Origin of the sequence: Pseudoxanthomonas suwonensis 11-1, assembly GCF_000185965.1 — a bacterium.
GTDB lineage: Bacteria > Pseudomonadota > Gammaproteobacteria > Xanthomonadales > Xanthomonadaceae > Pseudoxanthomonas > Pseudoxanthomonas suwonensis_A.
Genome location: NC_014924.1, coordinates 490,222 through 513,423 on the forward strand (window position 1 = coordinate 490,222; position 23,202 = coordinate 513,423).

A 23,202-nucleotide genomic window follows, 5' to 3' on the forward strand; every position below is an offset into this window, starting at 1 on the left:
TCGCCCTGGGTTCTAATGCCGCGTCCCTGCCACGGAGCATTCCCGCATGAGCGAGTTATCGTTATCTCAGCGCCCCGGCCGCCCATTCGGGATGTTTGCAACGATGGTGGCGATGCTCCTGGCAATGCTGTCCGCCGCGCCGGCATTGGCCGCGCAATCCGGGTTCGTCCGGGTCGAGGGCACCCGCTTCCTGCTCGACGGCAAGCCCTACCGGTTCGCCGGTGCGAACTTCTGGTACGGCGCCTACCTGGGCGCGGAGGACGGGGTCGGCGACCGTGCGCGCCTGCGCGCGGAACTGGACCAGCTCAAGGCTGCCGGTATCGACAACCTGCGCGTGCTCGCCATGAGCGAGGCCAGCGGTTTCAAGCGCGGCGTACGCCCTGCCTTCATGACCGCGCCCGGCGAGTACGACCAGCGCCTGCTCGAAGGCCTGGACGTGCTGCTGGACGAGATGCGCCAGCGCGACATGAAGGCGGTGCTTTACCTCAACAACTTCTGGCAGTGGTCCGGCGGCATGTCGCAGTACGTGTCCTGGTTCACCGGCGAGCCGGTGTTCGATCCGGACGAGACCGGCGACTGGAACGGGTTCATGCAGAACTCGGCGCGCTTCTACGCCATGCCCGAGGCGCAGGCCGCGTACCGCGACGCCATCCGCACCGTCATCACCCGCCGCAACAGCGTCAACGGCATCGCCTACGTCGACGATCCGACGGTGATGTCCTGGCAGCTGGCCAACGAACCGCGCCCGGGCAGCGACGCCGGTGGCGCGCCCAACTTCCAGGCGTACCGCGCCTGGCTGCACGACACCGCCGGCTTCATCCGCCAGCTGGCGCCCAGGCAGCTGGTCAGCAGCGGCAGCGAGGGCAACAAGGGTTCGCTGTCGGACGACGACTACTACCTGATCGCCCATGCCTCGCCGAACATCGACTACCTGACCTTCCACCTGTGGCCGTCGAACTGGAGCTGGATCGACCACGACGATCCGGCGGCGCGGCTGGAGCCCGGGCTGGAGACCTCGCTGGAGTACATCGACCGCCACGTTGAAATGGCGCGGAAGCTCGGCAAGCCGATCGTGCTGTCGGAGTTCGGCCTCAACCGCGACAAGGGTTCCTACGACCCGGCCTCCGGCGTCACCGCGCGCGACCGCTTCTACAAGGCGATCTTCGACCGGGTGCTGGAGCACGCGCGCGCCGGCGCGCCGATCGCCGGTTCCAACTTCTGGGCCTGGGGCGGTCGCGGCCGCACCTCGAACCCGGACTGGATGTGGAAGGAGGGCGACCCCTTCACCGGCGACCCGCCGCAGGAGGCGCAGGGCCTGTTCTCGCTGTTCGACAGCGACGCCTCGACCCTGCGCATCGTCTCCGGGCACGCCCGCGCCATACGCGAGCTCCCGTAACGGTACGGCCGGACCCCGTCGCGGGCTTTATTTCCCCTCCGGGCTTCAGTCCTTCCTCCCGACGGCCGATATGCCAAAACGGGAGAGGAGGGAATGCACATGTCGACCATGGAGTCGGCGACGCAGTCGCTGGACAGCACGCAGGCAACCACCGCTGCGCTGCCCGATGCACCGGTCGCGCTGCTGCGGCTGGACCGCGGGGGCCGCGTCGTGGCCGCAAACCGCAGCGCCCATGACCTGTTGGGCCTGGACGAGATCGGGCTGCCGGTCGCGGCCGCCGGGCCGCTGTGGGGGCTGAAGGCTTCCGACCTGGACGAGGCCGGCGGCACCTGGGTGGCCCCGGGTGACGATCCGGCCCGCCGCGTGCATTACCAGGCCGACGGCGAGGGCTGGATCGTCTCGCTGCCGCATGCCGAGACCGCCACCCTGATGCGCGAGGCCGCGCTGCTGGCCGGCACCGCCGGGGCGACCGTCACCCATCCGCTGCTGCTCCCGCTGGCCCGGCGCCTGGCCGGCAGCAATGCGCCGCTGGAGCTGCTGTCCCACGTCAACGACACCCTGGCCCGCTGCGACCTGGCCCTGGAGCTGCCGCCGGCCCACGCCGAGAGCGAATGCGGACGCCGCCTGGCCGCCGGCTTCGGCAACCTGGCCGAGGCCGTGCGCCAGGCCGTGGCCCTTTCCGTGCAGCTGGCCGCCGACGTACCCAAGGTGGTCGGCGAGAACGACGAGCTGGCCAACCAGACCCGTGCCCAGGCCGACGCCCTGGAGCAGGTGCTGGCCGCGACCAGCCGCCTGCGCAAGGACCTGGACGACGTGCGCGGTGAACTCGAGCAGGTACGCGCCGCCGCCGTGCGCGCCGATGCCGACGCCCGCCGCGGCGGCGAGGCCGCGCGTGCCCTGGCCGCGGCCATGGAGCAGGTCGAGAGCCGCGCCGCCCGCGCCGGCGAGGTCATCGAGGTGATCGACTCGGTCGCCTTCCAGACCAACATCCTGTCGATCAACGCCGGCATCGAGGCCGCCCACGCCGGCGAGGCCGGTCGTGGCTTCGCCGTGGTCGCCGCCGAGATCCGGCGCCTGGCCGAACGCGCCGCCAGCGCCGCGCGCGACGTTCGCGCCATCGTCGGCGGCACGGTGGAGGCGCTCGGGGAGAGCGCCGAATCGGCCCGCCATACCGGCGAGGTGCTGGCCGGCATCGGCCAGTCGCTGGAAGGTGCCGGTGCGGCGATGGAATCGGTGGCGATGCGCATCACCTCGCAGGGCGAGGAAGTGCTGGCGATCGACCGCGCGGTGGAACAGGTCGTCGGCCTGGGCCACAGCAACCTGCAGCACGCCGCCCACGTGGCCGAGCTGAGCGAGGCGCTGGGCCAGGGCGTATCCACCCTGCACGACTGCGTCGGCCTGTTCCGCCTGCCGCCGGACCCGATGCGGGAGCCGCGCCATGCGCGCGTTCGCGAGCTGGCGGAGGCCGGCGCGCGCCGCATCGGCATGGCCCTGGCTGCCGCGGTGGCCGATGGCCGGATCAGCGCCGAGTCCCTGTTCTCGCGCGAGTACAGGCAGATCCCCGGGATCGATCCGCCGAAGTACCGCACCCCGTTCGACTCGCTGTGCGACCGGGTGCTGCCGCCGCTGCAGGAGCCGGTGGCCAACGCCGAGCCGTGGATCGTCTTCGCGATCAGCGCCAACCCGGACGGCTACGTGCCCACCCACAACCAGCGCTACTGCCAGCCGATGACCGGCGACCGCGCGAAGGACCTGGTCGGCAACCGCACCAAGCGCATCTTCGGCGACCGCGTCGGCCGCAGCGTCGGCGCGCACACCGATCCGTACCGGCTGCAGGTCTACCGCCGCGACACCGGGCAGATCATGTTCGACCTGTCGGTGCCGGTGTACGTGGATGGCCGCCACTGGGGCGGGTTCCGCATCGGCTACTCGCTCGAGTAGGGCGGTGGCGGCGGGCCGCGCGTGCCGTGCGGCCCGTAGACCCAGTGCTCCAGCGCGTGCCGCAGCGCCTGCGCGCGTCGCCGGCGCACCTTCCGTGCATGCGAGAGCGTGCGCTGCATGGCCAGGATTACCAGCACCAGCAGCAGCGCGAACGGCAGGGCCGAGATCGTCACCAGGCCCTGCAGCGCGTCCAGGCCGCCTGCCAGCAGCAGGGCCGCGGCCACCACCGCGATGGCCACGCCCCAGGCCAGCCGCCGCAGCGGCGGCGGGTCACCGGCCTTGTCGCTGGACATGCTGGCCAGCACCAGCACCGCCGAATCGGCCGAGGTGACGAAGAACACCACCAGCAGCGCCACCGCCACCGCGCTCAGCACGGTGCTGCCGGGCAGGTGCTGGAACAGGGCGAACAGCACGTTCTCGTACCCGCTTTCCAGCACCGGCTGCAGGTCGGCCACGAAGAGCTGCTGCCACAGCGCCATGCCACCGAACACCGCGAACCAGGCGAAGCCCAGGAGGCTGGGCGCCAGCACCGTGCCGACCACGAACTCGCGGATGGTGCGGCCGTAGGACACGCGCGCGATGAAGGTGCCCACGAACGGCGCCCACGAGATCCACCAGGCCCAGTAGAAGATCGTCCACTCGCTCACCCAGGCGCTGCCGGAGAACGGCGACATGCGCAGGCTCATGCCGACCAGGTTGTCCAGGTAGCCGCCCAGGGCATTGGTGAACACGTCGAACAGGAACGCGGTCGGCCCCAGGGCCAGCACCGCCAGCAGCAACAGGCCCGCCAGGGCGAGGTTGGCGCTGGACAGCCACTTGATGCCGCGCTCCACCCCGCTGAGGCTGGAGAGCATGTACAGCACGAAGGCCATGCCGATCACCGCCAGCTGCATCCCGGTACCGGTGGGCGTGCCGAACACCGTGCGCAGGCCGGCGACGATCTGCAGCGCGCCGAAGCCCAGGGTGGTGGCCACGCCGATCGCGGTGGCCACCACCGCGGCGATGTCCACGCAGCGTCCGGCCCAGCCGCGGTGGTGGCGGCCCAGCACCGGCTGCAGGAGATCGCTGAGCTGGCCGCGGCCACGCCGGTTGTACTGGAACCAGGCCATCGCCAGGCCGACCAGGGCATAGATCGCCCACGGGTGCAGGCCCCAGTGGAAGAACGAATAGCGCATGGCCGCGCGCGCGGCCGGCATGCTCGCCGGTTCCAGCGCCTCGGGCGGATTGAAGTAGTGCGACAGCGGCTCTGCCGCGCCCCAGAAAACCAGGCCGATGCCCATGCCGGCGGCGAACAGCATCGCCAGCCAGCTGGCCACCGAGAACTGCGGTTCGGCGTCCTCGCCGCCGATGCGCAGCTGGCCGAGGCTGCCGAACGCCAGGTAGAGCATGAACAGCAGGGTGGCGAACACCACCAGCAGGTAGAGCCAGCCGGTGTTGGCCAGCATCCCGCCGAGCAACCCGTCGACCATCGCGGCGAACCGCTCCGGCGCCAGGCCCGCCGCGGCCGCCAGCAGCACGATCAGCAGGAAGGAGATGCGGAAGACCATGCCGGCTCCGGCTGCCAGGAGGCGCGGCAGTCTAGCAAAGGCCGCGTGGGCGGGCCGTCGCGGGCGCGACCGGCAGCGGCGCGCGACCTGTGGTCTAATCGCCGGCGAAGCGGGGGTACCGCGGCGCCGTCCAGGCGCGCGGTTGAGACAGTCCCTTGGAACCTGATCCGGCTGATACCGGCGTAGGGAAGCTTCGCAGGACGGGATCCGTCCGTCCTGTGTCCGCCCGCTTCGGGCGGCGGTGCCGCGCATGCGTGCTCCGCCATCCGGCCCGCATCCCCTGGTGCGGTTCTCCACAGAACGGACGGACACAACGCATGAATGCCATTCCCGCCTCGCTGCTGCAGCAGACCGAACAGCTTTCCGGCTCGGTCACCCGCCCGATCCCGGGCTCGCGCAAGATCCACGTCGAAGGCTCGCGCCCGGACATCCGCGTCCCGATGCGCGAGATCGCTTTGACCCGCACCCCCACCGTGTTCGGCGGCGAGGACAACCCGCCGGTCACCGTCTACGACACCTCCGGCCCGTATACCGATCCGGAAGCCAGCATCGACCTGGCCAGTGGCCTGCCGGCACTGCGCGCGCAGTGGATCGCCGAGCGCGGCGACACCGAGCAGTTGCCCGGCCTGACCTCGGAATTCGGCCGCGCCCGCGAGCACGACCCGAAGCTGGCGCCGGTGCGCTTCCCCGGCCGGATCCTGCCGCGCCGGGCCAAGGCCGGCGCCAACGTCACCCAGATGCACTACGCGCGGCGCGGGATCATCACCCCGGAGATGGAATTCGTCGCCATCCGCGAGAACCAGCGGCTGGAGGCGGTGCGCGACGCCGGCCTGCTGGCACAGCATCCGGGCCAGAGCTTCGGCGCCAGCATCCCCAGGGTGATCACCCCGGAGTTCGTGCGCGACGAGATCGCACGCGGCCGCGCCATCCTGCCCAACAACATCAACCACCCGGAAAGCGAGCCGATGATCATCGGCCGCAACTTCCTCACCAAGATCAACGCCAACATCGGCAACTCAGCGGTGTCCTCGGGTATTGCCGAGGAGGTGGAGAAGCTGGTGTGGGCGATCCGCTGGGGCGGCGACACGGTGATGGACCTGTCCACCGGCAAGCACATCCACGAGACCCGCGAGTGGATCATCCGCAACTCGCCGGTGCCGATCGGGACGGTGCCGATCTACCAGGCGCTGGAGAAGGTCGATGGCCGCGCCGAGGAACTGACCTGGGAGATCTTCCGCGACACCCTGGTCGAACAGGCCGAACAGGGCGTGGACTACTTCACCATCCACGCCGGCGTGCTGCTGCGCTACGTGCCGCTGACCGCAAAGCGCGTCACCGGCATCGTGTCGCGTGGCGGCTCGATCCTGGCCAAGTGGTGCCTGGCCCACCACAGGGAGAATTTCCTCTACACCCATTTCGAGGAAATCTGCGAGATCATGAAGGCCTACGACGTGGCCTTCTCGCTGGGCGACGGCCTGCGCCCGGGTTGCATCGCCGACGCCAACGACGCGGCCCAGTTCGGCGAGCTGGAGACGTTGGGCGAGCTGACGAAGATCGCGTGGAAGCATGACGTCCAGACCATGATCGAAGGCCCCGGCCACGTGCCGATGCAGCTGATCAAGGAGAACATGGACAAGCAGCTGCGCGAGTGCGGCGAGGCGCCGTTCTACACGCTCGGCCCGCTGACCACCGACATCGCGCCGGGCTACGACCACATCACCAGCGCGATCGGCGCGGCGATGATCGGCTGGTACGGCACGGCGATGCTCTGCTACGTGACGCCGAAGGAGCACCTCGGCCTGCCCAACCGCCAGGACGTGCGCGACGGCATCATGGCCTACAGGATCGCCGCCCATGCGGCCGACCTGGCCAAGGGGCACCCCGGGGCACAGGTCCGCGACAACGCCCTGAGCAAGGCGCGCTTCGAGTTCCGCTGGGAGGACCAGTTCCACCTCGGCCTGGATCCCGAGAAGGCCAGGGAGTTCCACGACGAGACCCTGCCCAAGGATGCGCACAAGCTGGCGCACTTCTGCTCGATGTGCGGCCCGCACTTCTGCTCGATGAAGATCACCCAGGACGTGCGCGACTACGCCGCCGAGCATGGGGTGGACGAGCAGGCCGCGCTGGAGGCGGGCATGGCCGAGAAGTCCGCGCAGTTCCGCGAGCAGGGCGCGGAGGTCTACCGCGCCGGCTAGCCAGGAAGGCACCCGGCCGCGGCCACGCCGGGTCGCGGCCGGGCGCAACGGCACCACTGGCGCCGGAGCAGGCCAGGCTGGAGTGGATCGGTGCCGGCCTGCGCCCAGTGTCGGCGCGGGCGGGCCGCGTGCGCTTGTCCCTGCTGGCGCGGTGGATTGCCCGGGATTGCGTTTCCGGCTCGGCCCGTAACCCAGGCATCCGGTTTCCGGGCCCGCCCATCCGCCATGTTCACGCGCCGGCGCGGATGATCCGCGCCAGATCCTCCGTCCCGGAGGTACAGGAGAGCACCATGGTCCGCCTGATCCGCAGTCCACGACTCGCCTGGGGCCTGGCGGCCCTGTTCGCGCTGCTGCTGTCGGCCTGTTCCACCGGCCCGCGCATCAGCAGCGAGGGCGATCCTTCCGCCGACTTCAGCCAGTACCGCAGCTTCGCCTTCTACTCGCCGCTGGCGATCGAAGGGCAGGGATACTCGACTCCCACCAGCAACCGCATCCGCCAGGCGGCCCGTGCGCAGCTGGAGGCGCGCAGCTACGTCTACGACGAGCAGGCGCCGGACCTGTGGGTGAACCTCAACGCCTACCTGCAGGAACGCACCGACGTCACCACCACCCCGGAGGTCGACTACGGCATCTACTACAGCTACCGCGCCCGCGCCTACGTGGCCGTGCCGTACTGGCGCGACCGCACCGACGTGCGCCGCTACACCGAGGGCACGCTCAACGTGGACCTGGTCGATGCGCGCCAGAACCGGCTGGTGTGGACCGGCGTGGCCGTCGGGCGCGCCAGCCGCAGCGCTTCGCCGACCGAGCGCGGCGCCAAGATCGACGCGGCCATGGCCGACATCTTCGCCCAGTACCCGCACCGCGCCGGCGCCCGCTGACGGCGGTATCCTCGCCGGGCATGCTTCCGCAACCGGCCATCCGCTGGCTCGCCGCCGTACGCCGGCACCCTTCCGCCGTGCTGCTGGCGGTGCAGCTGCTGGGCATCCTGCTGTATCCGGCGATGGACCAGGCCCCGGGTGGGCGCGCACTTTTCGGCGCGTTCGGGGTCGTGGTCCTGCTGCTGGCGGTGTGGGTGGTCAAGCGCAGCCCGGCACTGGCCTGGATCGCCTGGTGCCTGGCGCTGCCGGCGGTATCGCTGTCGCTGGCCTCGTCCCTGGTGGATCCGGCGCTGGGACGCGTCATGCTCGGGGTGGGACAGGGCATCGAAAGCCTGCTCTACCTCTATGCGGCCTTCGCCCTGTGCGCGTACATGCTGGAGGACCACAAGGTCACCCGCGACGAGCTGTTCGCCGCCGGCGCCACCTTCACCCTGCTGGCCTGGGCGTTCGCCTTCGCCTTCTCGGCGTGCCAGATCGCCCTTCCAGGCAGCTTCGTGTCCACCTCCCCCGGGCTGCAGCGCAGCTGGATGGAGCTGCTGTACCTGGGCTTCAGCCTGCTGTCGGGCGTGGGCCTGAGCGACGTGGTGCCGGTGCTGCCGCTGGCACGCGCGCTGGTGATGCTGGGCCAGTTCGCCGGGGTCATGTACCTGGCCCTGGTGGTCTCGCGCCTGATCGGCCTGGCCATCCTCCGCAGGCAGCAACCGCCGCCGGCCTGAACACGCGGCTTTGTCGGTGGCGGCGCGGTTTGCCACACTGCGCGTCCATGCAAGCAGGCACGCCCCGATGAAATTGCAGGTTCCCTTCCTCCAGTTGCCGGTCCTGTTCGACGCGCAGGCCATGGCCGAGGAGGTGGCGGCGGTCGATCCGCGCTGGTGGCGCGGACGTACCCAGCGCGACGACGGCAACAGCGCGCTGACCCTCATCACTACCGGCGGCGATCCGGACAGCGATGCGCTGGACGGCCAGATGCGGTCGACCCCGCCCTGCAGCAGTGTCCCTACCTGATGCAGGTGCTGGAGTCGCTGGGCGCGACCTGGGGCAGGGCGCGGCTGATGCGCCTCAACGGCCAGGCCGAGGTGCGCGCGCACGTGGACATCAACTACTACTGGCGCGAACGCATGCGCGTGCACGTGCCGATCGTGACCACGCCCTCGGTGCGCTTCCCGTGCGGCGAGGGCGAGGTCAACATGGCCGCCGGCGAGTGCTGGATCTTCGATACCTGGCGCCGGCACCGGGTGCTGAACCAGGGCAATGACACCCGCATCCACCTGGTCGCCGACACCGTCGGCGGCGAGCGGTTCTGGGACCTGCTGGCGCAGGCACGTCCGCCGGGCATGCGCGGTCCGGAATGGCAGCCGCGGCTGATCAGCCCGCGCGCCGATGGCGCCGCGCCGCAGCTGGACCTGGAGAACTTCAACGCGCCGGCGGTGATGTCGCCCTGGGAGCTGCGCGAGCACATCGTGTTCCTGCTGGGCGAGGCGGTGCCGGATCCGCGCATGGGCCCGATCCAGCAGGCGCTGCTGCGCTTCGCCCGGCGCTGGCACGCGCTGTGGGCCGCTTGCGGCGACCGCGGCGAAGGCCTGCCGCGCTACCAGCGCCTGCTGGCCGGGATCCGCGCCGAGCTGGACGCGCTGGGTGCAGGGCAGATCGGACTGAAGAACGAGCTTGGCTTCCTGCAGGCGCTGGGTGCGCACGTGCTGGACATGGCCGTGGCGCAGCCCGCGGGCGCAGGTGGCGCGGCGCAGACCGACCGCCACGGCGACCAGGGCGTGCATGCCGGCGGCGCGGCGGTGCCCGAGCGGCCGGCACCGGCACCGGTGTCGCGTCCGGGCCAGGCGCAGCCGGCGACGGAAGCGGACGAACTGTTCGAGCGCCCGCTGTTCATCGTCAGCCCGCCTCGCTCGGGCTCGACCCTGCTGTTCGAGACCCTGGCCGCCGCGCCCGGGCTGTACTCGCCCGGCGACGAGAGCCATGCGCTGATCGAAGGCGTGCCGGGGCTGTCGCCGGCGGCGCACGACTGGGATTCCAACCGCCTGCTGGCGGAGCACGCCGGCGCGCCGGTCGGCGCGGCGCTGCGCGAGCGCTTCTTCCGCCAGCTGCGCGACCGCGACGGCCAGCCGCCTGGGGCCGGCCCGGTGCGGATGCTGGAGAAGACGCCGAAGAACGCGCTGCGCATCCCGTTCCTGCGCACGGTGTTCCCGCAGGCGCGCTTCGTGTTCCTGTACCGCGAGCCGCGCCAGGTGCTGGCCAGCATGATCGACGGCTGGCGCTCGGGGCAGTTCCAGACCTATCCGCGCCTGCCCGGCTGGGATGGCCCGGCGTGGTCGTTCCTGCTGACCCCGGGCTGGCGCCAGCTGGCGGGGCGACCACTGGAAGAAGTGGTGGCGGCGCAGTGGGCGGCGACCATGCAGGTCCTGCTCGACGACCTGGCGGCGCTGCCGGCCGGGGAGTGGATCGGGATCGAGCACGGCCGCTTCCTGGCCGATCCGCAGGGCGAGGTGCGTCGGATCTGCGACTGGGCCGGCCTGGCCTGGGACCGCACCCTGGGCCGCGAACTGCCGCTGTCGCGCTACACCCTGACCCCGCCCGACCCGGAGAAGTGGCGGCGCCACGAGCCGGCCATCGAGGCCACGCGCGCGCTCTGGGAGCCCCAGGCGGCACGCGCCGGGGCACTCCTGGGCTGAGGGATCGGGAGGGCCGGCCCCATATGCGGGGCCGGCGGTCGCGCCGGGGTCAGGCCAGCGCGGCGGCGTCGAGCATCAGGTCGGCGTGGCCGCGCCACTCTTCCAGGTGGCCAAGTACGTTGCAGCGCTGCAGGTACTCGTGGTCCGGCTCCTCGCCGGAGGCCAGGGCCATGGCCACGTGGGTGGCGCCGGTGACCCAGAAGCTGCGGCTGGCCGAACGCGAGGGGCGGCGGTGGAACGCGACCGCCTCGATGATCGGCATCGGCAGGCCCCACAGGCCCAGCAGGTAGGCGCCGGCGTCGGTATGGCCCGGGCGGGTGTCGCCGGCTTCCGCCGGCTGGCGCTCGTCACGCACGCCCGGCAGCAGCAGGCCGATGTCGGCGAGCAGGGCGGCGGTGGCGCCGAGTTCGGCGCTGGATTCGGGCAGCATGCGCTTGGCCAGGCGCGAGGCGACCAGGGCGCGCTGCTGCAGGGCGTTGCGGTCCACGCCGGCCGGGGCCGGCAGGGCGAACACTTCGGAGGCCAGCACCAGGTCGCGCAGGGTGGAGATGCCCAGGCGGGTCACGGCCGCGCGCAGGTCGGTCACGGTGCGGCCGGTGGAGAAGAAGGCCGAGTTGCACAGCTGCAGCACCTTGGCCGCGATCGCCGGGTCGGCGGCGACCAGGGCGGAGATGTCCGCGGCGCTGGCGTCCTCGTCGTTCTCCAGGGCCTGCATCAGGCGCAGGTACAGCTGCGGCGGCGACGGCAGCTGCTCGACCTTGCCGATGGCGTCGCGCAGCTGCGGGTTGTCGACCACGTCGCGCAGCTCCTCGAGGCTGCCGATGGATTCCAGCAGCAGTTCGGGGGCCAGCGGAGCGGGCAGGAAGCGGTGGGCCAGGCCGATGATGCGGGCCGGCGGGGTCCCGGCATTGCCGATCACGGCCATGCGCGAGGTGGAGGGACGCAGGGTGCGGACCTGGCCCAGCAGGGTCGCCGCCGGCATGTCCGGCAGGGTCGGCGGTACCAGGACTACATCGACATCGGTCGCGGCCACATGCGCCATCGCGGCGCCGCCATCCGCACAACGGTGGACATCCCAGTCCTCCCCCATGTCGCCGACCAGTTCCACCAGGTCGGCAGGAAACACGACGTCGTCACCGACGAACAGGATGCGCACTCGTTCCTCCACGAATTCACCAGCAAGGGGCGGGGCACCGGGGTGCCCGCGCCACCTGCACGGTATCGGATATCCGGACAGGAATCTTCAGCGTTTGCCGGCACCCCATGCACGGCCGTGCACGGAAGTGTGCCGCATTTGGCGGTCCGGGGGCGCCGGCATCGCGCCGGCGCGGGAGGATGCGGCCATGGCGGCCGCATCCGCGTCGCTCAGGCCTTGGCCTGGCAGCGCTCGATCGACTCGACGAGGATCTTCTTGGCCTCGGCGGCGTCGCCCCAGCCGTCGACCTTGACCCACTTGCCCTTCTCCAGGTCCTTGTAGTGCTCGAAGAAGTGGCCGATGCGCTCCAGCCAGTGGCTGGACACCTGGTTGATGTCCTCGACGTGGGCGTAGCCGGCGAACACCTTGGACACCGGCACGGCCAGGATCTTCTCGTCGGAACCGGCCTCGTCGCTCATCTTCAGCACGCCGACCGGGCGGCAGCGCACGACCGAACCCGGGACCAGCGGCAGCGGCAGCACCACCAGCACGTCGGCCGGGTCGCCGTCGCCGCACAGGGTGTCCGGCACGTAGCCGTAGTTGCAGGGGTAGCGCATCGGGGTGGAGAGGATGCGGTCGACGAAGATGGCGCCGCTTTCCTTGTCCACTTCGTACTTGACCGGCTCGGAGTCCTTCGGGATCTCGATGACGACGTTGATTTCCTCGGGCGGGTTGCGTCCGGAATTGACCTGGTCGAGGCCCATCAGTGACTCCATTCCATCGGTTGGTTGAAGCCGGCCATTTTACGCGCTGCTGTATTGCATTGCACAACGAGTAATGGCAGGCGGGGAGCGGGCCGGGGCGGAGGCGGTCGTTCCGGGTAGAGCGCCCTGTCGGTCCAGCGGCGCCTGGCCGGCCGGCTGCCGCTGCGAAAAGGGCCCGGATGGGCGGAAAGCCTTCCGGGGCGGGGCTTCCGCCTTGGCCGCCGGCAGCGCGTCCTGTCCGGGAGCGGGCCGCGCCGTGCCCTGGATCACGTATCGGCACTTTGCGCACAGCCCGCGCCGGCGTGCAATTAGCCGAAAAGCCGATCCGGGGGATGCCCGGCCGGGCCGGGCAGGCCGGTGGGGGCGGCTAAAATCGGGCGTTTCTCCCCCGACGTTGGACCCCGCATCATGAACGAGCGCATTGCCCACGCCGGCCTGGCCTCCAGGCTGGTGTCGGCTGAGCAGGCCGCTGCCCTGATCCAGCCCGGCATGGCCGTGGGCATGAGTGGCTTCACCGGTGCCGGCTATCCCAAGGCCGTGCCCAAGGCACTGGCCTCGCGGATCGAGGCCGCCCGCGAGCGCGGCGAGCAGTTCGCCATCCGCATCCTGACCGGCGCCTCCACCGCGCCCGAGCTGGACGGCGTGCTGGCGCGTGCCGGCGGCATCGAGTTCCGCCTGCCATACCAGTCCGATCCGGAGCTGCGCGGGCGCATCAACGGCGGCCAGATCGAGTACATGGACATCCACCTGGGACACGTCGCCCAGCATGCGCTGTTCGGCTTCCTCGGCCGCATCGACCTGGCCATCGTCGAGGTCACCGCGATCCTGCCCGACGGCCGCCTGGTGCCCTCCACCTCGGTGGGCAACAACAAGACCTGGCTGGACCTGGCCGACAAGGTGATCATCGAGGTCAACCATCGCCAGCCGCGTGCGATGGAAGGCATGCACGACGTCTACTACGGCACGGCCAAGCCGCCGCACCGCAAGCCGATCCCGCTGGCCCACCCGGGCGACCGCATCGGCGAGCCCTACCTGAAGGTGGACCTGGACAAGGTGGTGGCGGTGGTCGAGAGCGACGCGCCGGACCGCATCGGCCGCTTCGCCCCGATCGACGAGGTGTCCCGTTCCATCGCCGGCCACCTGGTCGAGTTCTTCCGCCACGAGATCAGGGCCGGACGCCTGGGCGAGCAGCTGCTGCCGCTGCAGTCGGGCGTGGGCAACATCGCCAACGCGGTGCTGGCCGGCCTGCACGAGGGCGGGTTCCGCGGACTCACCGCGTTCACCGAGGTGATCCAGGACGGCATGCTCGACCTGATCGGCAACGGCACGATCGACATGGCCTCGGCCACCTCGTTCTCGCTCAGCCCCGAGGGCGTGGAGGAGTTCGCGCGCAACATCGACCTGTACCGCGAGAAGATCGTGCTGCGGCCGCAGGAGATCTCCAACCACGCCGAGCTGGTGCGCCGCCTTGGCGTGATCGGCATGAACGGCATGGTCGAGGCCGACCTCTACGGCAACGTGAACTCCACCCACGTTTGCGGCACCAGCATCATCAACGGCATCGGCGGCTCCGGCGACTTCGCCCGCAACGGCTTCATGTCCTGCTTCCTGAGCCCGAGCACGGCCAAGAACGGGGCGATCTCGGCCTTCGTGCCAATGGTCAGCCACGTCGACCACACCGAGCACGACGTGGCAGTGCTGGTCAGCGAGCAGGGCCTGGCCGACCTGCGCGGGCTTTCGCCCAAGCAGCGCGCGCGGGCGATCATCAACAACTGCGCGCACCCGGACTACCGGCCGATGCTGCAGGACTACTACGACCGCGCCCTGCGCGACAGCAAGGGCCGGCATACCCCGCACCTGCTGGCCGAGGCGCTGTCCTGGCACCAGCGGTTCCTGGAGACGGGGACGATGAAGGCCTGAGCGGCCTTCGTTCCGGGGTAACGAGAAGGGCGGCCAGGAGGCCGCCCTTCTTCTTCCAGCGCTTCAGCCGAATCAGCCCAGCGACTCCAGCCACTCGTCGTCCGAACCTTCGTTGACGCCTTCGAACAGCGGGGTCGAGAAGTAGCGCTCGCCGGTATCCGGCAGCATGGCCAGCAAGACCGAGCCCTCCGGCGCATCGGCGGCGACCTTCAGCGCGGCGGCCACGGTGGCGCCGGCGGAGATGCCAACGAAGATGCCTTCCTCGGCGGCCAGGCGGCGGGCGGTGGCGATCGCGTCCTCGTCGCTCACGCCGAGGATGCTGTCGGCCACGTCGCGGTTGAGCACCGCCGGCACGAAGTCCGGGGTCCAGCCCTGGACCTTGTGCGGCTTCCACTCGTTGCCGGCCAGCAGCGAGGCGTTGGCCGGCTCGGCGGCGGTGATCTTCACCTCCGGGCGGGCCACGCGCAGGACCTCGCCCACGCCGGTCAGGGTGCCGCCGGTGCCCCAGCCGCTGACGAAGTGGTCGAGGCGGCGGCCGGCGAAGTCGCGCAGGATCTCGGCGGCGGTGGTCTGGCGGTGGTAGGCCGGGTTGGCCGGGTTCTCGAACTGGCGGGCCAGGAACCAGCCGTGCTTCTTCGCCAGCTCCTCGGCCTTGCGCACCATGCCGGTGCCGCGCTCGGCCGCCGGGGTCAGGATCACCTTGCCGCCGTAGGCGCGGATCAGCTTGCGGCGCTCGATCGAGAAGGTCTCGACCATGGTCGCCACGAACTTGTAGCCGCGCGCCGCGGCCACCGCCGCCAACGCCACGCCGGTGTTGCCGGAAGTGGCCTCGACGATGGTGTCTCCGGGCTTGAGCAGGCCCTTGGCCTCGGCGTCGAGCACGATCGCCAGGGCCAGGCGGTCCTTGACCGAACCGGCCGGGTTGAAGGCCTCGACCTTGGCGTAGAGCTCCACGCCCTGGGGCGCGATGCGGTTGAGGCGGACGACCGGAGTGCGGCCGATGGTGTCCAGGATGCTGTCGTAGATGGCCATGGAGGCTTCCGTTGTCGTTGGGATGGGGGTGTGGGGATCAGGCGGCGCGGGCCAGTGCCGCGGGCGCGCCCAGCGGTGGGGCGCCGTACCAGTGCAGCTGGCCGGCCAGCGCGGCGACCTCGCCGAGTATCAGCAACGCCGGTGAACCCACCGCATGCGCCCGTGCGATCTGCGCGAGCCCGGCCAGGGTGCCGCTGACCACCCGCTGCTCCGGGCGCGAGCCGTTCTCGACCAGGGCGAACGGGGTGGACGGGGCCCGGCCTGCGGCCAGCAGGCGCTGCTGCAGCTGTTCCAGCGCGGCCACGCCCATGTACACGGCCAGGGTCTGGCGCTCCTGCGCCAGCGATTCCCAGTCCACGGCGTCGACCGAGTCGCGGCAGTGCGCGGTGACCAGGCGCAGCGACTGGGCGTGGTCGCGATGGGTGAGGGGAATGCCGGAGTAGGCGGCGCAGGCCGCTGCGGCGGTGATGCCCGGCACCACCTGGAACGGGATGCCATGGCTGCGCAGGAACTCCAGCTCCTCGCCGCCGCGGCCGAACACGAACGGGTCGCCGCCCTTGAGCCGGACCACGCGCTGGCCGCCGCGGGCATGGCGCAGCATCAGGGCGTGGATGTCCTCCTGCGGCATGCTGTGGTTGCCTGCCGACTTGCCGACCTCGACCAGCAGCGCCTGCGGGTTGGCCAGGGCCAGCACGCCGGGGCCGACCAGGCGGTCGTACAGCACCACCTCGGCCGCCTCCAGCGCGCGCAGCGCATGCAGGGTCAGCAGGCCCGGATCGCCCGGGCCGGCGCCGACCAGGGTGACGCTGCCCGGGGCCAGGGCCAGGTTCGAGCCGGAAGCGGGGGCGGCGGCGCTGGTCGGCAGGCTCACGGCGGAGGCCTCGCAGGATGGGAAGCCGACCGTACGCCGGCCTCATAACAGGCGGAAATAACTTGGGGCCCAATGCTCATGCTTTCGGGTTATAAGAGCGTGAGCCGGATTGCCCTACAGTCCGTTGAGACCCGCCACGCCACCGCCGGACCCCGCGCCATGACGCTCACCCAGCTGCGCTATCTGGTTGCCATCGCCGACGCCGGGCTGAACATCACCCTGGCCGCCGCGCGCGTGCACGCCACCCAGCCGGGCCTGTCCAAGCAGCTCAAGCAGCTGGAGGACGAGCTGGGTTTCCTGCTGTTCGTGCGCAAGGGCCGCAGCCTGGAGGCGATCACGCCCGCCGGCGCCGAGGTGCTGGAGCGCGCGCGGGTGATCCTGGCCGAGACCGCCAACATCCGCGCCTACGCCGCCAACCAGCGCCGTGACAACCAGGGCCAGCTGACCATCATCACCACGCACACCCAGTCGCGCTTCGTGCTGCCGCCGGCGATCGCGCGGATCAAGCGGGATTTCCCCCAGGTGAGCGTGCACCTGCAGCAGGCCGCCGAGGGCGTGGCCCTGGACCTGCTCAGCCAGGGCGATGCCGACATGGCCGTGGTCAGCACCGCAGGCGGCGAGCCGCAGGGCGGCGTGGCGGTGCCGCTGTACCGCTGGCGCCGGCTGGCGCTGGTACCGCGCGGCCATCCGCTGGACCGCGCGGGGCGCGCGCCGGACATCAACGAGCTCTCGCAGCATCCGCTGATCAGCTACGAGTCCTCGGTGCGCCCGGAATCCTCGCTGCAGCGTGCGTTCCATTCGGTGGGGCTGGAGCCCAACCTGGCCCTGACCGCGCTGGATGCCGACCTGATCAAGACCTACGTGCGCGCCGGCCTGGGCGTGGGCCTGCTGGCGGAGATGGCGGTCAGCCTGGGCGACACCGACCTGCGCGGCTGGCCGGCGCCGCCTGAAATCAGCGAGTGCATCGCCTGGGCGGTGCTGCCGCGCGAGCGCGTGCTGCGCGACTACGCGCTGGAGCTGGTCCACGTGCTGGCCCCGCAGATCGACAAGCGCGACCTGCGCCGGGTGCTGGACGGCAACCAGGATCCCGACTGGCCGGTGCCGCCGACCTGGGAATCCCTGACCCAGACGATCACAAGCTGAGCCGCGCCCTCAGGGCAATGGCGTCTGGTGATGCAGGGCCAGCAGCCACTGGTCCTGGTGGCGCACGTAGGTGGAACTGCACAGCGCGGCGTACGCGCCACCCGGCGCGCCACGCGAGGCGTGGGCGCGGTAGGCCAGTACCACCACCCCGGTGCCGTCGTCGGCAAGCACCTGGTCGTCGAAGCGGACCGTTTCCCAGCGCGGGACCCCGCGGATCGAGGCGAGGGTGCCCGCGCGATCGAGCACGCCGACCGGTGGCGGCAGCACCATGAGCGCCCCGGGTGCCAGGTGCTGCGCATGGAACGCGGCGTCGCCCAGCCAGAACTGCTGTTCCATGCGCCACAGCGGATGCGGAGACAGGCTGGCCATCAGGACTTCCCGTCGTCGCGGTTATCGCCGGCTTCCGCGTCGTCACCCGGTCTGCTGCGCCTGCCCGAAGTCGCCAGCGACAGGGCGATGCCCAGGGCGATGCCGGTAGCGAGGGAAATGCCTTTCCCGCCGTGCTCGCGTGCCATGTCGCCTCCGCCGGGTATCCAGGTCGCCGGCAGTCTGCGCCGGCAACGGTGGACGCCGTGTGGCGCCCGGCTGGCGGTGCTCGCAGGTTTTTTCGGGGCGGTTACCCGCGGCCCGTCGCGACCCTCCGGTAAACTGGCCGCCCCACCGCCAGCAGAAGCCGCATGAACACCATCATGGTCCCCGTCTCGGTCGGGGAGCTCGTCGACAAGATCACGATCCTGGAGATCAAGGCCGAGCGCATCGACGATGCGGGCAAGCGCGCCAACGTCGTGCGCGAGCTGGAGGGCCTGCTGCCGCTGTGGGAGAAGACCGGCGCCGGCTCGCCGGAGCTGGACGCGCTGAAGCTGAAGCTGCGCGACGTCAACGAGCGCATGTGGGACGTGCAGGACGCGCTGCGCGCGAAGGAAGCCGCGCAGGACTTCGGTCCGGAATTCGTCGGACTGGCGCGCGCGGTCGCCGCCCACAACGGCGAGCGCGTCGGCTACAAGAACGACATCAACCGGCTGGCCGGCTCGCAGTTCATCGAGGAAAAGCAGTACCGCTGAGCGGTGCCCCTCGCCTCATGGGGCAAAGAGGGAGCGTTTGCATCTCACCGGTTCGCGCTCCCCTGCGCGCCCTCGCGCTGGCGCGGGGGGCTGAGGTGCCAACCGGATCGGCGCGCAGCTGTGCAGCCGCCCGATCCTCTCCCCCGACCCTCTTCCGCAGGGAGAGGAGCTACTCCATTGCTCAGATATCCTCGTGGATCCCGCACTCGCGCTTGAGGCCGAAGAAGCGGGTTTCCTCGTCCTTCATGCCGGGCTCCCAGCGCTTGGTGGTGTGGAAGTCGCCAATCGAGACATAGCCTTCGTGCCACAGCGGGTGGTAGGGCAGGTCGTGCTTCTTCAGGTACTGCCACACGTCGCGGTCGCTCCAGTCCGCGATCGGGCTGACCTTCAGGCGGTTGCCGCGCATCTGCAGGATCGGGGTATTGGCGCGGCTGGCCGACTGGCTGCGGCGCAGGCCGGTGAACCAGGTGCCGGCGCCGAGGTCGTCCAGGGCACGGCGCATCGGCTCGACCTTGCGCAGCTGGTTGTAGTTGTCCAGGCCTTCTACGCCCTGTTCCCACAAGCGGCCGTGGCGGGCTTCCATCCACGCGCGGCTGACCAGCGGGCGGTAGACCTTGAGGTTGAGCTGCAGGCGCTCGGTCAGCTCGTCGGCGAAGCGGTAGGTTTCCGGGAACAGGTAGCCGGTATCGACCAGGATCACCGGGATGTCCGGCTTCTGCACGGTGAGCATGTGCAGGGCCACCGCTGCCTGGGCGCCGAAGCTGGAGGACAGCACGTGCGTGCCCGGACCGTGCTCGAGCGCCCAGACCACGCGCGCCTCGGCATCCATCGCCTCGAGCCGGGGGTTGAGCGCATCAAGGTCCAGCGCTGCGTGGGCGTCGCTGTTGGCGGCTTCGTGGGAGGTGGCGGCGTTGAGGCTCATGGGGACGCTCCGGTCCGGATACGACGGGGTCAGGCAAGAGGTCAGGCGGGTACGGCTTCGGCCTCGGCCGGTCCGACCTGGACATGGGTGGGATACGGGGGCAGGGCGACCAGACCGGCGCGGTGCAGGAAGTCGCCGAAGCGCTCCTCCGGCTGGCGCTCGGCCGCGTAGCGGGCCAGCAGCGGCTCCAGCTCCTCGAGGATCTGCGCCTCGGTGATGTTCTCGCGGTAGAGCGTGTTGAGCCGCTGGCCGCGATGGTCGGCGCCAAGCATCAGGTTGTAGCGGCCCGGGGCCTTGCCGACCAGGGCGATCTCGCCCAGGTAGGGACGCGAGCAGCCGTTCGGGCAGCCGGAGATGCGTAGCAGGATCGGCGCCTCGGCCAGGCCATGCTTCTCCAGGATCGGCTGCAGCTTGCCGGCGAAACCGGGCAGGTAGCGCTCGGCCTCGGCCATGGCCAGGGCGCAGGTGGGCAGGGCGACGCAGGCCATCGCGGTGCGCTGCAGCGCGGTCGGGGCGCGGTTCTCCAGGTCCAGCCCATGGTCGCGTACCAGTGTGTCGATGCGCTTGCGCTCGCCGGCCGGCACGTTGGCGATGACCAGGTTCTGGTTGGACGTCAGGCGGAACTCCCCGCGATGGACGTTGGCGATCTCGCGCAGCCCGGTCAGGTGCGGCGCACCGGGGCGGTCAGCGATGCGGCCGGACGGGATCGACAAGGTCAGGTGCCAGCGCCCGTCCTCGCCCTCGATCCAGCCGAAGCGGTCGCCGTTGTGCTCGAAGTGGAACGGGCGCGCCGGCTGCAGGCGGAAGCCGGCCAGCGCCTCCATGCGTGCGACGATGGCCTCCAGGCCGTTGTCGTCGATGGTGTACTTGAAGCGCGCGTGCTTGCGCTCGACCCGGTCGCCGAGGTCGCGCTGCACCACCACCGCGGCGCGGGCGATGTCGATCACCTGCTCCGGGGCGACGAAGCCGATCACGTTGCCCAGGCGCGGATAGGTCTTCGGGTCGCCGTGGCTCGCGCCCATGCCGCCGCCGATGGCGACGTTGAAGCCGGCCAGGCCGCCGGCGCCGTCATCGATGGCGATCAGGCCGAAGTCGTTGGCGAACACGTCCACGTCGTTCACCGGCGGCACGGCGATGGCCATCTTGAACTTGCGCGGCAGGTAGGTGGTGCCGTACACCGGGTCCTCTTCCTGCCCGCTGTCGGCCAGCTTCTCCTGGTCCAGCCAGATCTCGTAGTAGGCGCGGGTCTTCGGCAGGAACTCCAGCGACAGCTTCTGCGCCCACTCGTGCACCTGGGCGTGCAGGCCCGACAGCAGCGGATTGCTGCAGCCGAGCACGTTGCGGTTGACGTCGCCGCAGGCGGAGATGGTGTCCATCGCCGCGGCGTTGATCGCCTGCATGGTTGCCTTCAGCTCGCGCTTGACCACGCCGTGGAACTGGAAGGTCTGGCGGGTGGTGATGCGCAGCGAATGGTTGGCGAAGCGGGTGGCGATGGCGTCCATCCTGAGCCACTGCTCGGGGGTGAACACCCCGCCCGGTGCACGGATCCGGATCATGAACTGGTGCGCCGGCTCCAGCTTCTGCCGGCGGCGTTCGTCGCGGATGTCGCGGTCGTCCTGCTGGTAGGTGCCGTGGAACTTGACCAGGCGCTGGTCCTCGAAGGACAGCGAACCGGTGACCGGATCGGCCAGTCCCTCCAGCAGCGTGCCCCGCAGGCCGCGGCTGTTGATCTTGATGTCTTCGACGGAGGGATGGCTCATTGGTCGGGATTCGGGATTCGGGATTCGGGATTGGGGATTGGGGATTGGGGGACGTGCTTCCGTTGGACCGGACCGGGTCAGTAGACGTCGCGGGCGTAGCGCCCTTCGGCCTGCAGCGTGGTGAGGTATTCGGCAGCCGCCTCGCGATCGCCGCCGTTGTGCGCGGCCACGATGTCCAGCAGCGCCGCGTGCACGTCCTTGCCCATGGCGATCGCGCCGCAGACGTAGAAGTGCGCGCCTTCCTGCAGCCAGGCGTAGACCTCGGCGCCGCGCTCGCGCAGCCGGTCCTGGACGTAGACCTTGCGCGGCTGGTCGCGGGAGAAGGCCAGGTCGAGGCGGTGCAGTTCCTTGCGCTGCAGGGCCTCCTGCCACTCGACCTGGTAAAGGAAGCCGGTGTTGAAGTGCTGGGTGCCGAAGAACAGCCAGTTGCGGCCGCCGGCGCCGGTTTCGGCGCGCTCCTGGACGAAGCCGCGGAACGGGGCCACGCCGGTGCCCGGGCCGACCATGATGATGTCGCGGCTGGCGTCGGCCGGAACGCGGAAGCGCTCGTTGGGCTCGATGTAGACCGGTACCTGGGCGCCTTCCTCCAGCGCGGCCAGGAACGCGCTGGCGGCGCCCAGGTGCGGCTGGCCGTGGGCCTGGTAGCGCAGCACGTCCACCGTCAGGTGCGCTTCCTCGCCCACGCGCTTGCGGCTGGAGGCGATCGAGTACAGGCGCTGCGCCTGCGGCCGCAGCGCGGCCAGCAGGGCCTGGTGGTCCCAATCCGCCGGCCAGCGACGCAGCACGTCCACCAGCTGGTGGTCCGCAAGCAACGCCGCCAGGCCGGCAGGCTGGGTCGGGTCGAGCAGCTGCTGCAGCGACGCGGCGCCGGAGCGCTCGGCGTGCGCGGCCAGGAACGGTCGCGAAAGACGGGTCAGTTCGCGCCGGGTGGCCAGCCACTCGTGCAGGGGTAGAGTCTCCTCTCCGATGGTGACGGCCGCGTTACCGTCGAGGCGGCTGGCCTCGAGCACCGACGCCACCAGGGATTCGGGGTTGCGATGGCGGATGCCCAGGGCATCGCCCGGCTCGTAGGCCAGGCCCGAGCCTTCCAGCGACAGCTCGACATGGCGGACGTCCTTCTCCACCGGGGCGTACTTCTGGAAGCCGGTACCACGGAACTCGCGGCCGGTGATCTGCTGGTTGGCCAGCACCTCGGCCGGGAACGGGCGCTCGTGCGACCAGCTGGCGGCCGGGCGCAGCGGGGTGACCGTGGCCAGGTGGCCGCCGGTGGCCGGGGCCGACGCGCGCAGCAGCTCGCCGGCCTTGGCCAGCGCCGCCTCGCGCCAGGGCGCGGCGACGGTGTCGATGTCCAGGTCGGCCTGGCCCAGGTCGTGGATGCGCTGCGCGCCCAGTTCGGCCAGGCGCGCGTCCAGCTTGCGGGCGATGCCGCAGAAGTCGGCGTAGCTGGTATCGCCCAGGCCCAGCACTGCGTACTTCAGTTCGGGCAGCTTCGGCGCGCGCTTGCCGGAAAGGAATTCGGTGAAACCAATCGCGTCGTCCGGCGGATCGCCCTCGCCCTGGGTGCTGATGACGATATAGAGCAGGCGCTCGCCGGCCAGCTCGCGGGTCGGGTAGCTGTCGGTGCGGACCAGGCGCACCGACAGGCCCGCGGCCTCGGCGGCCTGGGCCAGCTTCTCCGCCTCGCGGCGGGCATTGCCGGTCTGGCTGCCGTAGAGCACGGTCAGGCGCTGGCCGGCCTGCGCCGCCGCACCCGGGCCGCCACCCGCCAGCACGGCCAGCTGCGGCGCGCCCTGGCCCTGGGCCAGGCCGGCGGCGTAGCCGGACACCCACCACAGCGAGGGCGCATCCAGCCCATCGACCAGGCGCGCGAGCAGGACCTTGCGGTCCTCGTCCAGCGGGCCGGGGGAAAAGGCGGGGGACGCAGCGGTCATCGCAAGGGCCTTGGGGTTC

General features: G+C 70.9%; 20 protein-coding genes and 1 riboswitch. Of the genes, 10 read left to right on the top strand and 10 right to left on the bottom strand.

Annotated elements, in window-relative coordinates:
• Nucleotides 1-103 precede the first annotated feature (103 nt).
• Together PSESU_RS02225 and PSESU_RS02230 are read left to right on the top strand one after the other, a co-directional pair.
• Nucleotides 104-1,396, top strand: a complete 1,293-nt coding sequence (locus PSESU_RS02225; protein WP_041763768.1) for a glycoside hydrolase 5 family protein — start codon at nt 104-106, stop codon at nt 1,394-1,396.
• 108 nt (nt 1,397-1,504) lie between these two features.
• Nucleotides 1,505-3,337, top strand: a complete 1,833-nt coding sequence (locus tag PSESU_RS02230; protein WP_041764354.1) for a methyl-accepting chemotaxis protein — start codon at nt 1,505-1,507, stop codon at nt 3,335-3,337.
• Here the strand turns inward: PSESU_RS02230 and PSESU_RS02235 are convergent.
• Nucleotides 3,322-4,884 (bottom strand): BCCT family transporter, encoded by a 1,563-nt coding sequence (locus tag PSESU_RS02235; RefSeq protein WP_013534139.1) that lies wholly within the window; start codon nt 4,882-4,884, stop codon nt 3,322-3,324. The genes PSESU_RS02230 and PSESU_RS02235 overlap by 16 nt on opposite strands.
• A 101-nt stretch (nt 4,885-4,985) precedes the next feature.
• Nucleotides 4,986-5,091: riboswitch (TPP riboswitch) on the top strand.
• 110 nt (nt 5,092-5,201) lie between these two features.
• Between PSESU_RS02235 and thiC the strand changes: the two genes are divergently transcribed.
• The 5 genes from thiC to PSESU_RS15615 all read left to right on the top strand — a co-directional run bounded on the left by thiC (nt 5,202) and on the right by PSESU_RS15615 (nt 10,644).
• Nucleotides 5,202-7,079, top strand: coding sequence for a phosphomethylpyrimidine synthase ThiC (thiC, locus tag PSESU_RS02240; protein ID WP_013534140.1), 1,878 nt, complete (start codon nt 5,202-5,204; stop codon nt 7,077-7,079).
• A 290-nt stretch (nt 7,080-7,369) separates the two neighbouring features.
• On the top strand, nt 7,370-7,960 hold the full coding sequence (locus PSESU_RS02245) for a DUF4136 domain-containing protein (protein ID WP_013534141.1): 591 nt from the start codon (nt 7,370-7,372) through the stop codon (nt 7,958-7,960).
• Nucleotides 7,961-7,980: 20 nt separating this feature from the next.
• A complete protein-coding gene (locus PSESU_RS02250; protein ID WP_013534142.1) occupies nt 7,981-8,676 on the top strand; it encodes an ion channel in 696 nt (231 codons plus the stop codon).
• Between the two features lie 67 nt (nt 8,677-8,743).
• Nucleotides 8,744-8,965, top strand: coding sequence for a hypothetical protein (locus tag PSESU_RS02255; protein WP_155942701.1), 222 nt, complete (start codon nt 8,744-8,746; stop codon nt 8,963-8,965).
• Nucleotides 8,965-10,644: a sulfotransferase gene (locus tag PSESU_RS15615; protein ID WP_049782275.1), complete on the top strand. Its 1,680-nt coding sequence runs from the start codon at nt 8,965-8,967 to the stop codon at nt 10,642-10,644. The genes PSESU_RS02255 and PSESU_RS15615 overlap by 1 nt, the downstream gene beginning before the upstream one ends.
• Before the next feature lie 49 nt (nt 10,645-10,693).
• Here the strand turns inward: PSESU_RS15615 and PSESU_RS02265 are convergent, their stop codons facing one another.
• Together PSESU_RS02265 and ppa are read right to left on the bottom strand one after the other, a co-directional pair.
• Nucleotides 10,694-11,800 (bottom strand): HDOD domain-containing protein, encoded by a 1,107-nt coding sequence (locus tag PSESU_RS02265; protein ID WP_013534144.1) that lies wholly within the window; start codon nt 11,798-11,800, stop codon nt 10,694-10,696.
• 209 nt (nt 11,801-12,009) lie between these two features.
• Nucleotides 12,010-12,543 (bottom strand): inorganic diphosphatase, encoded by a 534-nt coding sequence (gene ppa, locus PSESU_RS02270; protein ID WP_013534145.1) that lies wholly within the window; start codon nt 12,541-12,543, stop codon nt 12,010-12,012.
• Between the two features lie 408 nt (nt 12,544-12,951).
• On the opposite strand from ppa, the gene PSESU_RS02275 reads away from it, so the two are divergent.
• Nucleotides 12,952-14,463, top strand: a complete 1,512-nt coding sequence (locus tag PSESU_RS02275) for an acetyl-CoA hydrolase/transferase family protein (protein ID WP_013534146.1) — start codon at nt 12,952-12,954, stop codon at nt 14,461-14,463.
• 72 nt (nt 14,464-14,535) lie between these two features.
• Here PSESU_RS02275 and cysK read toward each other — a convergent pair whose 3' ends face one another.
• Both cysK and cobA read right to left on the bottom strand, forming a co-directional pair.
• On the bottom strand, nt 14,536-15,495 hold the full coding sequence (cysK, locus tag PSESU_RS02280) for a cysteine synthase A (protein ID WP_013534147.1): 960 nt from the start codon (nt 15,493-15,495) through the stop codon (nt 14,536-14,538).
• A 37-nt stretch (nt 15,496-15,532) separates the two neighbouring features.
• Nucleotides 15,533-16,366, bottom strand: coding sequence for a uroporphyrinogen-III C-methyltransferase (gene cobA / locus PSESU_RS02285; RefSeq protein ID WP_013534148.1), 834 nt, complete (start codon nt 16,364-16,366; stop codon nt 15,533-15,535).
• Nucleotides 16,367-16,525: 159 nt separating this feature from the next.
• Between cobA and PSESU_RS02290 the strand changes: the two genes are divergently transcribed.
• On the top strand, nt 16,526-17,509 hold the full coding sequence (locus tag PSESU_RS02290) for a LysR family transcriptional regulator (protein ID WP_041763772.1): 984 nt from the start codon (nt 16,526-16,528) through the stop codon (nt 17,507-17,509).
• Between the two features lie 9 nt (nt 17,510-17,518).
• On the opposite strand, the gene PSESU_RS02295 is transcribed toward PSESU_RS02290, so the two are convergent.
• Together PSESU_RS02295 and PSESU_RS16080 are read right to left on the bottom strand one after the other, a co-directional pair.
• A complete protein-coding gene (locus PSESU_RS02295; protein ID WP_013534150.1) occupies nt 17,519-17,878 on the bottom strand; it encodes a nuclear transport factor 2 family protein in 360 nt (119 codons plus the stop codon).
• Nucleotides 17,878-18,024 (bottom strand): hypothetical protein, encoded by a 147-nt coding sequence (locus PSESU_RS16080; protein WP_013534151.1) that lies wholly within the window; start codon nt 18,022-18,024, stop codon nt 17,878-17,880. Before PSESU_RS16080 ends, PSESU_RS02295 begins: the two co-directional genes overlap by 1 nt.
• A 162-nt stretch (nt 18,025-18,186) precedes the next feature.
• On the opposite strand from PSESU_RS16080, the gene PSESU_RS02300 reads away from it, so the two are divergent.
• Nucleotides 18,187-18,570 (top strand): DUF6165 family protein, encoded by a 384-nt coding sequence (locus PSESU_RS02300; protein ID WP_013534152.1) that lies wholly within the window; start codon nt 18,187-18,189, stop codon nt 18,568-18,570.
• Nucleotides 18,571-18,751: 181 nt separating this feature from the next.
• Here the strand turns inward: PSESU_RS02300 and PSESU_RS02305 are convergent, their stop codons facing one another.
• From PSESU_RS02305 to PSESU_RS02315, 3 genes are all read right to left on the bottom strand, one after another.
• On the bottom strand, nt 18,752-19,492 hold the full coding sequence (locus tag PSESU_RS02305) for a phosphoadenylyl-sulfate reductase (protein ID WP_013534153.1): 741 nt from the start codon (nt 19,490-19,492) through the stop codon (nt 18,752-18,754).
• A gap of 41 nt (nt 19,493-19,533) precedes the next feature.
• Nucleotides 19,534-21,252, bottom strand: coding sequence for an assimilatory sulfite reductase (NADPH) hemoprotein subunit (gene cysI, locus PSESU_RS02310; protein ID WP_013534154.1), 1,719 nt, complete (start codon nt 21,250-21,252; stop codon nt 19,534-19,536).
• A 77-nt stretch (nt 21,253-21,329) separates the two neighbouring features.
• Nucleotides 21,330-23,183 carry an assimilatory sulfite reductase (NADPH) flavoprotein subunit gene (locus PSESU_RS02315; RefSeq protein ID WP_013534155.1) on the bottom strand — a complete coding sequence of 618 codons (1,854 nt, stop codon included), beginning with the start codon at nt 23,181-23,183 and terminating at the stop codon, nt 21,330-21,332.
• Between the last annotated feature and the right edge of the window lie 19 nt (nt 23,184-23,202).